The following is a 13279-nucleotide window of genomic DNA, read 5'->3' on the forward strand; positions in this document are numbered from 1 at the left end:
ACGATGAATAAATAAAGGTGAACTGACATGACTGGACTGGCTTCCGTAAGCAAACTGGCGGGTGAAACCGTAGGCCAGGAATTCCTGGTATTTACGCTGGGGGATGAGGAGTACGGGATCGATATCCTTAAGGTGCAGGAGATCCGCGGTTACGACCAGGTTACCCGTATTGCCAACACGCCCTCCTTTATTAAAGGGGTGACTAACCTGCGCGGTGTGATCGTCCCGATCATCGATCTGCGGGTGAAGTTTTCTCAGCAGGACGTCAGCTATAACGACAATACCGTGGTCATCGTGCTGAACTTCAGCCAGCGCGTCGTCGGGATTGTGGTGGACGGCGTCTCCGATGTGCTCTCCCTGAGCGCGGATCAGATCCGTCCGGCGCCGGAGTTTGCGGTAACGCTGTCGACCGAGTATCTGACCGGCCTCGGCGCGCTCGGCGAGCGTATGCTGATTCTGGTAGACATCGAAAAGCTGCTCAGCAGCGAAGAGATGGCGCTGGTGGACAGCGTCACCGCCTGATATCAGGCCCGCCGCGGCGGCGGCGGGCCGGTGCTCAGCACGACTCTCGGGACTCATGCTTAGTATAATATGCTGCTATAGTGGACAAAAAAGATATTTTGACTGTCCTCCTCGCCATAAAGTTTTATCGCCGCGCGCCGATATCTCTGACATCTGATGCAGCAAAAATGAGACGCCCATGTTAAACCGCATAAAAGTAGTTACCAGTTTGCTACTGGTGTTGGGGTTATTTGGCATTTTGCAGATGACTTCCGGAGGAGTGTTCTTTGACGCCCTGAAAAGCGACAAGGAAAGTATTACCGTTTTGCAAACCATTCGCCAACAGCAGGCCGCGCTTAACGGCAGCTGGGTGGCTTTGCTCCAGACACGCAATACCTTAAACCGTGCCGGGATCCGCTATATGGCCGATCTGAATAAAACCGGCTCCGGTGCCACCGTACCCGATCTGATGCAGCTGGCCAGCGCCGAGCTGAAAGAGGCGGAGCAAGAGTGGGAGCGCTATCAGGGCTTGCCGCGCGATCCGCGTCAGAGCGACGAAGCCGTACAGGCCATGAGCCAAAGCTACGATACGCTGCACAGCGCGCTGGGCGAGCTGATCCAGATGCTCACCGCCGGTCGGATTAACGACTTCTTCGAACAGCCGACGCAAAGCTATCAGGACAGCTTTGAAAAAGCCTATGAGACCTACCTGGCGCAGAACGACAGCCTATACCATCAGGCCGTGGCATCAAATAACGACGCCTATCATATGGCGCTGTGGATCCTGCTGGCCGTGATGGTGGTGGTGGCCGCGGCGATCGTGCTGGTGTGGATGGGTATCCATCACACGCTGATCCGTCCGCTCAATAGCCTGATGGGCAATATCCGTCAGTTCGCCGCCGGCGATCTCTCCGGTCGCATCGAGGTGTGCGGCAGCAACGAAATGGGGCAGCTGGCCGACAGCCTGCGCCATATGCAGACCGAATTTGTCCGCACCGTCAGCGACGTCCGTCAGGGTGCCAATGCCATCTACAGCGGCGCCAGCGAAATCTCTGCCGGAAATAACGATCTCTCCTCGCGTACCGAGCAGCAGGCGGCCTCGCTGGAAGAAACGGCGGCCAGTATGGAGCAGCTGACGGCGACCGTGAAACAGAACGCCGAAAACGCCCGCCAGGCCAGCCAGCTGGCGCTGAGCGCCTCCGAAACGGCCCAGCGCGGCGGCAAGGTTGTCGCCAACGTCGTGCAGACCATGCATGACATCGCCAGCAGCTCGCAGAAGATCGCCGACATTACCGGGGTTATCGACGGTATTGCCTTCCAGACCAATATTCTGGCGCTGAACGCGGCGGTAGAGGCGGCGCGCGCCGGTGAGCAGGGGCGCGGCTTTGCCGTGGTGGCGGGCGAGGTGCGTAACCTGGCCCAGCGCAGCGCTCAGGCGGCGAAAGAGATTAAAGGGCTGATTGAAGACTCCGTCAGCAAGGTCGATACCGGCTCGGTATTGGTCGAAAGCGCCGGCGATACCATGGGCGACATCGTTAACGCGGTGACCCGGGTGACCGACATCATGGGTGAGATTGCCTCGGCCTCTGACGAACAGAGCCGCGGCATCGAGCAGGTTGGTCAGGCCGTTTCCGAGATGGATCGGGTGACGCAGCAGAACGCCGCGCTGGTGGAAGAGTCCGCCTCTGCCGCCGCGTCGCTGGAAGATCAGGCCAGCCATCTGAATCAGGCCGTCGCGGTATTCCGCATTGAGCCGCAGGGTGAGGCGGAGCCGGTGGTTCGCGCCGCGCCGCGCAGCAGCGCCGCTCCCGCGCCGGCGAAAGCCAAAGCGTCGGACGACAGCAGCAGCGATAACTGGGAGACGTTCTGACAACCCGACCGGCTCCCCGCCCCTGACGGCGGGGAGCTGACTGCCAGTGCCGGGCGCCGTGAGGCGCCGCAGGCATATGGGGAGCCAACAGAAAAATAACAACCGAGCCGGTACCCTACACGCTGCCGGCCAACGAGGAAGCCTATCGTGTTTAACCGAATCCGCATATCGACCAGTTTGTTTGCGTTGGTGCTGGCATTCTGCTTTTTGCAGCTGTCATCCAACGGGGTGTCGTTTATGGCCATCCGATCTGACAGTGATAACTATGCCCGGGTACAGATATCCAACGATCAGCGCGAAACGCTGGGGCAAACCTGGGTTGCCCTGCTGCAGGCGCGTAACACGCTGAACCGCGCCGGTACCCGCGCGGCGCTGCATATCCCTCAGGATCAGATCGATGCGCTGATGCACCGCGTGCGCGCCATGCTGAAAAAGGCCGATGACTCGATGCAGCAGTATATGGCCTGCTCAGACAGCGATGAGGAAGATCGCGCGCTGTCTCAGGAGGCGCTGCAGCACTATCAGGCGCTGCGCACGGCGCTGCTGCAGCTGGTCTCTCTACTCGAGAAGGGAGACCTGCAGGGGTTTATGGACCAGCCGACCCAGCGGATCCAGGATCAGTTTGAAGCCAGCGTGGCGAAGCTGACGCAGCACGTTGAGGGCGAACTGAAGCAGGGCGCCGAGATCAATCGCAACTCCTACCACCTCTCCATGGCGCTGAATCTAGCGGCCGTGGTGCTGCTGGCGCTGGTGATGCTGATCGCTATCTGGTGGCTGCGCAATATGCTGCTGGCGCCGCTGACCGTCATGCGCGCGCACTTTGAGCGCATCGCGCGCGGCGATCTGTCGGCGGAGATCAAGGTGTATGGCCGTAACGAGATCAGCCAGCTGTATGCCAGCCTGCGTAACATGCAACAGGCTCTGGCCGGGACGGTGCTGTCGGTACGCCAGGGGACGGACGCCATCTATACCGGGCTGCAGGAGATCGGCGCCGGTAACAACGACCTCTCTTCGCGCACCGAGCAGCAGGCGGCCTCGCTGGAAGAGACGGCCGCCAGCATGGAACAGCTGACCGCCACGGTGAAACAGAACGCCGACAACGCCCGCCAGGCGTCACAGCTGGCGCAGGAGGCCTCTCATACCGCCGGTGAAGGCGGCGAGATCGTCAGCCAGGTGGTGCGGACCATGCATGATATTACGCAAAGTTCGCAAAAGATTGGCGATATCACCGGCGTTATCGACGGCATCGCTTTCCAGACCAATATTCTGGCGCTGAACGCGGCGGTAGAGGCGGCGCGCGCCGGAGAGCAGGGGCGCGGCTTTGCGGTGGTCGCGGGTGAAGTGCGCAATCTGGCCCAGCGCAGCGCCCAGGCGGCGAAAGAGATCAAAGGGCTGATCGACGAGTCGGTCAGCCGGGTAAAACAGGGGTCAACCCTGGTAGAGAGCGCCGGAAATACCATGGATAACGTGGTGCGTTCGGTGGTGCGGGTGACCGATATCATGGGCGAAATCAGCTCCGCATCGGAGGAGCAGAGCCGGGGCATTGAGCAGGTCGCCCAGGCGGTAACGCAAATGGATCAGGTGACGCAGCAGAACGCCGCGCTGGTAGAAGAAGCGGCATCGGCAACCCAGTCTTTGGAAGCGCAGGCCGATGTCCTGTCGCGTGCCGTCGCCACGTTCCGTCTGAGCGGCGATGCGGCGCAGACCGACCTGCAGGGGCAAGCCAACGGCACGAGCTGATGGGCTTTCCGCTCGGCGGAAAGCGAAATTGAAGTAGGTGAGTTAACTGGTGAGTGATGACGAATTTATTACTACAGGCAGCACAGGGGGAAAACAACGTCTCCTCACTGGCAATGCAACGTCTGACGTTGGGGGATGCCCATTTTCGGCGGATTAGCCAGTTGATTTACCAACGGGCCGGTATCGTACTTGCCGACCATAAACGTGAAATGGTTTACAACCGGCTGGTGCGTCGCTTACGGGCGTTGAATCTGAGCGACTTTGGCGACTATCTGGCGCTGCTGGAGAGTCACCCGGAGAGCGATGAGTGGCAAACCTTTGTCAACTCGCTGACCACTAACCTGACCGCCTTCTTTCGCGAGGCGCATCACTTCCCGATTCTGGCGGAGCATGCGCGCGCGCGGCGGCACAACTACTGTGTCTGGAGTACGGCGGCCTCCACGGGCGAGGAGCCTTACTCGATCGCGATGACCCTGGCTGAGGCGCTGGGGCCATCGCCGATGGCGCCGCAGGTGTGGGCCAGCGACATCGATACACAGGTGCTGGAAAAGGCGCAGCGCGGTATCTACCGCCAAGAGGAGGCCAAGCTGCTGAACGCCACGCAGCTGCAGCGTTTTTTTCTGCGCGGCACCGGGCCTCATCAGGGGCTGATCCGGGTTCGCCATGAGCTGGCGCAGCGGGTGCATTTCCAGATGCTGAACCTGCTGGACGCTAAGTGGGATCTGCCGGGCCCATTCGATGCGATTTTTTGTCGTAACGTAATGATCTATTTCGATAAACAAACGCAGGCTCGCATTCTGCGTCGTTTTATCCCCTTGTTAAAGCCGGGTGGCCTGCTGTTTGCCGGTCATTCGGAGAACTTCAGCCAGATCTCCCGCGATTTCCATCTGCGCGGGCAGACCGTTTATGGGCTGACGAAGGAGAGCCGATGAACAAGATCCGGGTATTGTGCGTGGATGACTCCGCGCTGATGCGCCAACTGATGACCGAGATCGTGAACAGCCACCCCGATATGGAGATGGTGGCCGCCGCGCAGGACCCGTTGGTCGCGCGGGATCTGATCAAAAAATTCAATCCTCAGGTGCTGACACTGGATGTTGAAATGCCGCGCATGGACGGCCTCGACTTTTTGGAGAAACTGATGCGCCTGCGCCCGATGCCGGTGGTGATGGTCTCTTCCCTGACCGGGAAGGGGTCGGAGATCACCCTGCGGGCGCTGGAGCTGGGCGCGGTGGACTTTGTGACCAAGCCGCAGCTGGGGATCCGCGAGGGGATGCTGGCCTATAGCGAGCTGATCGCCGATAAGATCCGCACCGCCGCGCGCGCGCGTCTGCCGCGCCAGCTGAAGCAGAGCGAGCCGCCGGCGACTCTCAGCCACGGCCCGCTGCTCAGCAGCGAAAAGCTGATCGCCATCGGCGCCTCTACCGGCGGCACCGAGGCGATTCGCCACGTGCTGCAGCCGCTGCCGCCGACCAGCCCGGCGCTGCTGATCACCCAGCATATGCCGCCGGGCTTTACCCGCTCTTTTGCCGAGCGGCTGAACAAGCTGTGCCAGATCACGGTGAAAGAGGCCGAGGATGGCGAACGTATCCTGCCGGGACATGCCTATATTGCCCCTGGCGCCCACCATCTGGAGCTGGCGCGCAGCGGTGCCAACTATATCGTGCGCCTGCATCAGGGGCCGCCGGTGAACCGTCATCGCCCCTCTGTCGAGGTGCTGTTTGACTCCGTCGCCCGCTGCGCCGGCCGCAACGCCGTCGGAGTGATCCTGACGGGAATGGGCAACGACGGCGCCGCGGGGATGCTGCGACTGCACCAGGCGGGCGCCTATACCATTGCGCAAAATGAAGCCAGCTGCGTGGTCTTTGGTATGCCGCGCGAGGCGATTCAGATGGGCGGGGTCGACGAGGTGGTCGATCTCTCCCAAATCAGCCAGCGTATGCTGGCGCAGGTCAGCGCCAAGCAGGCGCTGCGTATTTAACCGATACCGGACCGCGCCTGCGGGCGCGGTCATTAACCGAATGCCTGTTTTTCAGGTTATTGTTCCCGGCTCAAGGGATTTTTTTAGGAGTTAGTATGGCGGATAAGAATCTGCGTTTTCTGGTTGTCGATGATTTCTCTACCATGCGTCGTATTGTACGCAATCTGTTGAAAGAGCTGGGATTCAACAACGTAGAGGAAGCCGAAGACGGCGCCGATGCGCTGAGCAAGCTGCGCGCCGGCGGATTCGACTTTGTGGTATCTGACTGGAACATGCCGAACATGGACGGTCTGCAGCTGCTGCAGGCGATCCGCGCGGACGGCACGCTGAACAAGATGCCGGTATTGATGGTAACGGCCGAGGCGAAGAAAGAGAACATCATCGCCGCCGCGCAGGCAGGGGCCAGCGGCTACGTGGTGAAGCCGTTTACCGCCGCAACGCTGGAAGAAAAACTGAATAAGATTTTTGAAAAGCTCGGGATCTAAGGAGTCACGATGAACGAACATCCGATGCCAGCCGCCGATGCCGGCGATATTATCGCTAGGATTGGCCAACTGACGCGTATGCTGCGTGACAGCATGAAAGAGCTTGGACTGGATCAGGCCATCGCTCAGGCAGCCGAAGCCATTCCGGATGCCCGCGACCGTCTGGACTATGTGGTGCAGATGACCCGCCAGGCCGCCGAGCGCGCCCTGAGCTGCGTTGAAGCGGCGCAGCCGCGTCAGACGCAGATGGAGAAGGGCTCCAAAGAGCTCAAGCAGCGTTGGGATGCCTGGTTTGAAAATCCGATCGAGCTTGAGGATGCCAGGGCGCTGGTAACGGATACCCGCCAGTTCTTGAGCGAGGTGCCGGAGCATACGGCCTTCACTCACAGCCAGCTGCTCGAAATCATGATGGCGCAGGATTTCCAGGATCTGACCGGTCAGGTGATCAAGCGCATGATGGACGTGATCCAGGAGATCGAAAAGCAGCTGCTGATGGTGCTGCTGGAGAATATGCCGGAGCAGCCGCCCAAGCCGAAGCGTGAAAATGACAGCCTGCTGAATGGCCCGCAGATGAACCAGAACGGGCCGGGTGTGGTCGCCAACCAGGAGCAGGTCGACGACCTGCTGGACAGCCTGGGATTTTAAGCGCGATAGCGGCAGCGCGGTGCGAACATCAGGCCACCCTCGGGTGGCCTATTTTATTGGGGGCCGCCATGACAGCGCGTGTCGTGCCGGTTATGCTGTAGTCAGCGTGGATTCCAGCCCAGAGTGGGTGGCAATACCGCGCTGATTCGCCGTTTATCTTGGGAAAGGATACCAGTGCCAGATGACGACCTCCGTGTTTATTGCCGTGCTGTTTGCCGCGCTGCTGCACGCCAGCTGGAATGTGCTGGTGAAAGGCGGTTCGGATCGCTTTGCCAGCGTCGCACTGGTGGCGCTGTTTGCCGGGCTGACGGCGCTGCCGCTACTGCCGCTGTGCGCCGCGCTGCCGACGGCTGCCTGGTACTGGCTCGGTCTGTCGGTGCTGTTTCATACCGCCTACTGCCTGTTTCTTAGCCGGGCCTATAGCCATGGCGATCTGGGGCAGATGTATCCGCTGGCCCGGGGCTGCGCCCCCCTGTTGGTGATGCTGCTTAGCCTGCTGCTGCTGCGGGAGACGCCGCCGCCTTTGGCGACCGTCGGCGCGCTGATCCTGATCGGCGGGGTGCTGCTGATGGCCCTGCGCGGCGCCGGCAGACGCCCGCTGAGCACCGCCGCGCTGCGTGATGCGCTGATCACTGCGCTGTGTACCGCTGGCTATACCCTGACCGACGGCGCCGGCGCGCGGGCGGCGGGGGATGCGCTGGGATATACCCTGAGGCTGTTTACGCTCAATGGGGCGGTGATGCTGGTATGGCTCTGGCAGCGTCAGGGGCGTCGCACCGGCTATCTGATACGCAGCGCCTGGCGCCGGGGATGGGCCGGGGGGGCGATGTCGTTGCTGGCCTATGGCATCGTTATCTGGGCGATGACCCAGGCGCCGATCGGCATCGTCGCGGCCCTGCGCGAGAGCAGCGTGCTGTTTGCGCTGCTGCTGTCGGCCCGCCTGCTGCATGAGCCGCTGGGGCGGGCACGGGTGACGGCCGCGCTGGTGATCCTCTGCGGCGTACTGCTGACCCGTCTGGGGTAGGTCGGCTACAGAAACAGGGTCATCAGGTAGGCGACGAACAGCGCCAGATGCGCCGCGCCGTTGAGCACATTGGTACGGCCGGTGTTAAACGAGACCTGGCACAGCATCAGGGTGGCCAGCATCACCACCATCTGCGGCTCGCCCAGCCCGAACAGCAGGGGCTGATCGGTCAGCAGGGCAATCAGCGTGACCGTCGGCACCGTCAGCGACAGGGTCGCCAGCACCGAGCCAAAAAACAGATTCATGGCGCGCTGTACCTGATTGGCCAGCACCGCTTTCAGGGCGCCCAGCCCCTCGGGGGAGAGGATCAGCAGCGCGACCAGAAAGCCGGTCATCTGCTGCGGCGCGTTCAGGGCGCCGAGCAGTCCCTCCAGCGGCAGAGCGTTCAGCTTGGTGACCGCGATGACGGCGATAAGGTAGGCGACCAGCCAGGCGGCGTGCCACAGATTACCGTGGGATGAGGGCTTACCGTGGTGTGGATCGCTGGGATCGTCGCCTTCATCCTCATGTTCGTAGACGAACAAACTCTGATGGGTGCGGGTCTGGATCAGCAGGAATACGCCGTACATGGCGGCCGATAGCAGCGCGACCACCAGCGATTGGCCGTGGGTAAAGTTATCGCCCGGCAGGGTCATCGGCAGCACCAGCACAATGATCGCCAGCGGGATCAGCGCGATCAGATACTGCTTGATCCCGCCCAGATTGACATACTGCGTGGCGAACTTATGGCCGCCGAGCAGCAGGGAGAAACCGACCAGCCCGCCGCTGACGATCATCACGATGGAGTAGAGCGTGTCGCGCATCAGCTCCGGTGCGGCTTTGCCGCTGACCATCAGGGCCGAAATCAGGCTAACCTCCAGGATCACCACTGACAGGGTCAGGATCAGCGAGCCATAGGGCTCACCGAGGCGGTGGGCCAGGACATCGGCGTGACGCACTACGCTGAAGGCGCTGGCGAGGATCGCGATCAGCGCCAGCAGGTTGATCGCGGCTAGGGCGCCCAGGGTGGTGGGCTGCGTCACCGCCAGCACCCCCAGCGCGATCAGCGGCAGGATCAGCTGATACTCGCTGTGGCGGGTATTGTGGTGACTGGTTTTAATATGAGACTTCATGAATGGCACCCTCCTTTTAATGACTGCGCGCTCACCGACCGCGGGGCGGAATACCGCCGCGCTGACATTATCAAAAAAAACGATATACCATAACAGTTTTTATGATTATTCGCGTTTCTATTCAGCCTGGATTTAAGTATGGCTCATCGGATGCGCTGGCGTGACGCCGGACGTTTTTTCGGTATGATAGGCGCCCTGCGCAGCACTAAGGATGAACAATGATCGATGCAGCACGCTGGATAAGTGAATATGGCTATGTTGCCGTGGTAATCGGCAGCATTATCGAGGGGGAGACCATCGCCTTTTTGGCCGGGGCCGCCGCCCATAAACACCTGCTCGCCTACCCGTGGGTGGTGCTGCTGACGGTGGTCGGCGCGACGCTGGGCGATACCACGCTCTACTTCGTCGGACGCCACTTTGGCACGCCTATTTTACGGCGTTTTCCGCGCCAGCAACAGAAGATAGCCTATGTGCAGCGTCAGGTGCGTCGTAACGAAAGTTGGCTGATCTTGGGAATGCGCTTTGCCTATGGCTTTCGCACCATTGGCCCGATCATTATTGGATCTGCGGGCGTTAAGCCGGGAAAATATATTCTGTTTAATCTGCTCGGCGCGATCCTGTGGGCGCTGACCATCGTCAGCCTTGGCTATGGCGCCAGCGAAGTGCTGCTGCGGATCTTTGCCGACCCGCAGCAGCGCCTGTGGGCCGGCGGCGGACTGCTGGTGGCGCTGCTGCTGCTGGTAGCGTTGCTGCGCTGGTACAGAGCGCACCGCGGCTAGGTGCGTGCGGTGGGGCGGTAAAATCGTGAGCCGCTGCAAAAAAATGCAGCGATGGATCGGCGTCAGGTATCCTGCGCCGGGGATCCCGATTATTATCGGCCCAGGACGGATTATCCAGGGAGATATTGATGAAACAGCGATCGTTAAAGATGGCGGTGGTACTGGTGGGGGCGACGATGCTGGCGGGATGCGGCAGCATCATGGGGCGTACCACCATGCAGGAGGGGCATACCTATTACGCCGGGGTGCATAACGATATGGCGCGGGTGAGCGGCAGCGGCAACTACGACTACGATTTTATGACCCGCAGCCGGGCGTTTATCGATCTGCCGTTTTCGCTGTTGGCCGATACGCTGTACGCGCCGGTGGACTATTTCCACGGCCCCTATCGTGGCCAGTCGGAGAGCGCGGACGCCCCGCAGAAGCCGCGCTGAGGGCATGGGGTGCCACCGTCAAGGAAAGCCATCGCCGAGCGATGGCTTTTGCGTTATTAGGCCGAGTGCGCCGTACGGCAGAGGCGGCTGACGCAGGCGGTAAACAGCGCGCAGCCGCGCGACAGCACCGCTTCGTCAAAGTCGAACTCAGACTGGTGATGGCCCGCGCGCAGATCGGCGCCCAGCACCACGTAGGCCGCCTGGCCGCCGTGCGCCTGCACCCGTTCGACCAGCAGCGTGGCATCCTCGCTGCCGCCAAAGCTGGCTTCAGCGATCCGCAGATCCTGCTGTTGGCTAGCGATATCCGCCACCAGCGTCATCAGCGCCGCATCGTTGTGCAGATCGACGGCGCTGCCCATCACCTGGTGCTCTACCCGCAGGCCAAAGCTCTGCGCCGCGCCGTCGGCGATGCGCAGGGCCTGCTGTGCCATGTAGTCATTAATGGTGCGGTTGGCGCCGCGCACCTCCAGCTGCATCTCGGCGTAGGCCGGGATCACGTTACGCCCTTCACCGGCGCGCAGGGTGCCAATGTTGATGCGCGACATACCGTCGCCGTGGCGTGGGATGCCCAGCAGCTGCGTGACGCAGTGACAGGCGCCGGCCAGCGCGTTGGCGCCGCCCTGGGGCATCATCCCCGCGTGGGCCGGCGCGCCGAAAAAGCGCAGGTCCAGCTTGGTCGTGCAGAGGAAGTCGCGCGGATCGACGACGATCTCCCCGCTGGGAACCCCCATGCCGATATGGGCAGAGAGGAAATAGTCGACGTCGTCGAGCATTCCGCCCTCCGCCACCGGCTTAGCGCCGCGCACCCCTTCCTCCGCCGGTTGAAACAGCAGTTTTACCGTACCGCAGAGCCGATCGCGCAGGGCGTAGAGCGCCTGGGCGACGCCGAGCCCGATGGCCATATGGCCGTCGTGTCCACAGGCGTGCATGCAGCCGGGGTGGCGCGAGGCAAAGTCAGCGGCCCGCGGCGGATGCTGCGGCGCGTCGCTCTCGGTGACCGCGACGCAGTCGATGTCGAAACGCAGGGCGACGGTGGGGCCCGGTCGTCCGGTTTCCAGCAGGGCAACGCAGCCGGTTAAATCCCCCATCTCCTCCAGCAGGGCATCGCTAATCGGATAGCGGCGCGCCCGCGCCAGCCCCTGCGCGACCTCATCGTCGTTACGCCCCTGGATATGCTCCCGGGAGAGAAAGGCGCGGCCCGGCAGCACCCGGTAGCCCATGGCGCGCAGCATCTCTATCAGCCGCGCGCTGGTGATGAATTCACTCCAGCCGGTTTCAGGTATTTGGTGGAACATACGGCGCCAGCGGCGCAGCTGTTCCGGATCGGAAACGGTCATCATGATCTCCCTGTGTGATTAAAGGAAAAACAGCGCCACGTACAGCACGGCAACGATAGCGCCCGGCGCGGTGCGCTTGGCGATTTCGACCGGGCTGACGCCGGCCAGGCCGGCGCAGACGATGGCGGCACCGGCGAGCGGTGACATATTGCGACCCAGGGCCGACGCGAGCATGACGCCGGCGCCTAGATTATTGATTTCATATCCAAAATCCCCTGCGTGCGGGGTGACGGCCTCATTAAAGGCAAAGGCGGTGGCGTCGCCGGTGCCGGTGATCAGTCCCATCAGGAATGGCCCTAAGGTGCCGCCCCAGCGGGCGAACTCCGGCGAGTCGGTCAGCAGCTGGATGAATGCCTTGATCAGACCGACGGCGTTTAACCCTTCGATGAAGACGGCGGCGGCGATGATGATGCCAAGGATGTTGGCGTAAGAGGAGCCCATCCCATCAAAAAAGCTTTTGGTCAGGGCGCTGGGGCTTACCCGGGTGATCAGCAGCGCGTACAGGGAGCCGATGATCATCGCCGCCGGGACGCTCATCTTGCTGCTGCCGAGCCAGCCCAGACTGGAGCAGACCAGCAGCAGCACCGGCAGAAATGGGGCCAGGGTCTGCAGATAGAAACGCAGATTGCGTACCGGATCCGCCTGTGCCGCCCCCGTATCCTGCGCCGCAGGACCTTCCGGGCGGTAGTTAAGGCCGTTGCTGGCAAAGGCCACCAGCGTCAGGCAGACGGCGCAGATAACGGCGCAGATGACGGTGGTCGGCGCATGATAGAAGACAAAGTCCATCAGCGGCGTTTTAGAGATATGGGAGATAAAGGCATTGTGGGCCACGCCGGGATTCAGGTAGGCCCCCAGGGTGCCGGAGAGCACGGCGCCGCCGGCGATGGCCGGATGCACCCGCGCGGCGATCAGCAGCGGGATCAGCGTGGCGCCCACCGCGGCGGAGACCCCGGCGGCGGAGGGGATGGCGATACAGATGACAAAGGTGACGGCCACGGCCGTCGGCACCAGCAAAAAGCCGAGCTTGCTCAGCCCGCGGGTCAGCAGACGCACCAGACACATATCGCAGCCGGTAAATTTCATCACATAGGCAAAGCCCATGCTGCTGCAGATCGATTCGATCAGCCCGGAGGTGGTCATTCGGGTACTGAAGGCGTTAAATGCATTCATCGGCGCCAGAGAAATAATACATAATAGAATGCCGGCGCCGATAAGCGTGGTACGGGTGTCGTACCGTTTAATCAATAAAACGACCGTAGCAATTAATACTACGATGCCTAATATTACCGTTAGCATAAATGCCTCTCCCCAGATTTATGGTTTGTTTTATAGTGGATAAAGTCAGTATCATGGCTATTGATTTAACGCAAA

At 61.5% G+C, this 13279-nt stretch carries 13 protein-coding genes; 10 read left to right on the forward strand and 3 right to left on the reverse strand.

Annotated elements, in window-relative coordinates; all coding sequences use genetic code 11:
- The first annotated feature begins 27 nt into the window (after positions 1-27).
- The 8 genes from cheW to L1P05_RS06600 all read left to right on the forward strand — a co-directional run bounded on the left by cheW (position 28) and on the right by L1P05_RS06600 (position 8246).
- Complete coding sequence (cheW, locus tag L1P05_RS06565; RefSeq protein ID WP_012848197.1) at positions 28-522, forward strand: chemotaxis protein CheW; 495 nt, start codon at positions 28-30, stop codon at positions 520-522.
- A 178-nt stretch (positions 523-700) separates the two neighbouring features.
- Complete coding sequence (gene tsr / locus L1P05_RS06570) at positions 701-2371, forward strand: methyl-accepting chemotaxis protein (RefSeq protein ID WP_041692501.1); 1671 nt, start codon at positions 701-703, stop codon at positions 2369-2371.
- A 147-nt stretch (positions 2372-2518) separates the two neighbouring features.
- Positions 2519-4111, forward strand: a complete 1593-nt coding sequence (locus L1P05_RS06575) for a methyl-accepting chemotaxis protein (RefSeq protein WP_012848200.1) — start codon at positions 2519-2521, stop codon at positions 4109-4111.
- Positions 4112-4167: 56 nt separating this feature from the next.
- Positions 4168-5043: a protein-glutamate O-methyltransferase CheR gene (gene cheR / locus L1P05_RS06580; protein WP_034168386.1), complete on the forward strand. Its 876-nt coding sequence runs from the start codon at positions 4168-4170 to the stop codon at positions 5041-5043.
- The gene (locus tag L1P05_RS06585; protein WP_012848202.1) at positions 5040-6092 is read left to right on the forward strand and encodes a protein-glutamate methylesterase/protein-glutamine glutaminase; all 1053 of its coding nucleotides are present in this window, start codon (positions 5040-5042) and stop codon (positions 6090-6092) included. Before cheR ends, L1P05_RS06585 begins: the two co-directional genes overlap by 4 nt.
- A 95-nt stretch (positions 6093-6187) precedes the next feature.
- Positions 6188-6577, forward strand: coding sequence for a chemotaxis response regulator CheY (cheY, locus tag L1P05_RS06590; RefSeq protein WP_012848203.1), 390 nt, complete (start codon positions 6188-6190; stop codon positions 6575-6577).
- 9 nt (positions 6578-6586) lie between these two features.
- Positions 6587-7222, forward strand: coding sequence for a protein phosphatase CheZ (cheZ, locus tag L1P05_RS06595; protein WP_012848204.1), 636 nt, complete (start codon positions 6587-6589; stop codon positions 7220-7222).
- A gap of 181 nt (positions 7223-7403) precedes the next feature.
- Positions 7404-8246 (forward strand): EamA family transporter, encoded by an 843-nt coding sequence (locus L1P05_RS06600; RefSeq protein ID WP_012848205.1) that lies wholly within the window; start codon positions 7404-7406, stop codon positions 8244-8246.
- 5 nt (positions 8247-8251) lie between these two features.
- Here L1P05_RS06600 and chaA read toward each other — a convergent pair whose 3' ends face one another.
- The gene (chaA, locus tag L1P05_RS06605; protein WP_012848206.1) at positions 8252-9358 is read right to left on the reverse strand and encodes a sodium-potassium/proton antiporter ChaA; all 1107 of its coding nucleotides are present in this window, start codon (positions 9356-9358) and stop codon (positions 8252-8254) included.
- A 218-nt stretch (positions 9359-9576) separates the two neighbouring features.
- On the opposite strand from chaA, the gene L1P05_RS06610 reads away from it, so the two are divergent.
- Together L1P05_RS06610 and L1P05_RS06615 are read left to right on the forward strand one after the other, a co-directional pair.
- Positions 9577-10137 (forward strand): DedA family protein, encoded by a 561-nt coding sequence (locus L1P05_RS06610; RefSeq protein WP_012848208.1) that lies wholly within the window; start codon positions 9577-9579, stop codon positions 10135-10137.
- A 128-nt stretch (positions 10138-10265) separates the two neighbouring features.
- Positions 10266-10571 carry a YceK/YidQ family lipoprotein gene (locus L1P05_RS06615; RefSeq protein ID WP_012848209.1) on the forward strand — a complete coding sequence of 102 codons (306 nt, stop codon included), beginning with the start codon at positions 10266-10268 and terminating at the stop codon, positions 10569-10571.
- A 56-nt stretch (positions 10572-10627) separates the two neighbouring features.
- On the opposite strand, the gene L1P05_RS06620 is transcribed toward L1P05_RS06615, so the two are convergent.
- The gene (locus L1P05_RS06620) at positions 10628-11908 is read right to left on the reverse strand and encodes a M20 family metallo-hydrolase (RefSeq protein WP_012848210.1); all 1281 of its coding nucleotides are present in this window, start codon (positions 11906-11908) and stop codon (positions 10628-10630) included.
- 18 nt (positions 11909-11926) lie between these two features.
- Entirely contained in the window at positions 11927-13204 is a 1278-nt protein-coding gene (gene dcuC / locus L1P05_RS06625; protein WP_012848211.1) for a C4-dicarboxylate transporter DcuC, read from the reverse strand.
- Between the last annotated feature and the right edge of the window lie 75 nt (positions 13205-13279).

Origin of the sequence: Edwardsiella piscicida, from assembly GCF_021733145.1 — a bacterium.
Taxonomy (GTDB): Bacteria; Pseudomonadota; Gammaproteobacteria; order Enterobacterales; family Enterobacteriaceae; genus Edwardsiella; species Edwardsiella piscicida.

Excerpts from the sequence above, each read along its gene's own strand:
- cheW (WP_012848197.1), top strand. The coding sequence starts at position 28 with ATGACTGGACTGGCTTCCGTAAGCAAACTGGCGGGTGAAACCGTAGGC.
- tsr (WP_041692501.1), top strand. The coding sequence starts at position 701 with ATGTTAAACCGCATAAAAGTAGTTACCAGTTTGCTACTGGTGTTGGGG.
- cheR (WP_034168386.1), top strand. The coding sequence starts at position 4,168 with ATGACGAATTTATTACTACAGGCAGCACAGGGGGAAAACAACGTCTCC.
- L1P05_RS06585 (WP_012848202.1), top strand. The coding sequence starts at position 5,040 with ATGAACAAGATCCGGGTATTGTGCGTGGATGACTCCGCGCTGATGCGC.
- cheY (WP_012848203.1), top strand. The coding sequence starts at position 6,188 with ATGGCGGATAAGAATCTGCGTTTTCTGGTTGTCGATGATTTCTCTACC.
- cheZ (WP_012848204.1), top strand. The coding sequence starts at position 6,587 with ATGAACGAACATCCGATGCCAGCCGCCGATGCCGGCGATATTATCGCT.
- L1P05_RS06600 (WP_012848205.1), top strand. The coding sequence starts at position 7,404 with ATGACGACCTCCGTGTTTATTGCCGTGCTGTTTGCCGCGCTGCTGCAC.
- chaA (WP_012848206.1), bottom strand. The coding sequence starts at position 9,358 with ATGAAGTCTCATATTAAAACCAGTCACCACAATACCCGCCACAGCGAG.
- L1P05_RS06610 (WP_012848208.1), top strand. The coding sequence starts at position 9,577 with ATGATCGATGCAGCACGCTGGATAAGTGAATATGGCTATGTTGCCGTG.
- L1P05_RS06615 (WP_012848209.1), top strand. The coding sequence starts at position 10,266 with ATGAAACAGCGATCGTTAAAGATGGCGGTGGTACTGGTGGGGGCGACG.
- L1P05_RS06620 (WP_012848210.1), bottom strand. The coding sequence starts at position 11,908 with ATGACCGTTTCCGATCCGGAACAGCTGCGCCGCTGGCGCCGTATGTTC.
- dcuC (WP_012848211.1), bottom strand. The coding sequence starts at position 13,204 with ATGCTAACGGTAATATTAGGCATCGTAGTATTAATTGCTACGGTCGTT.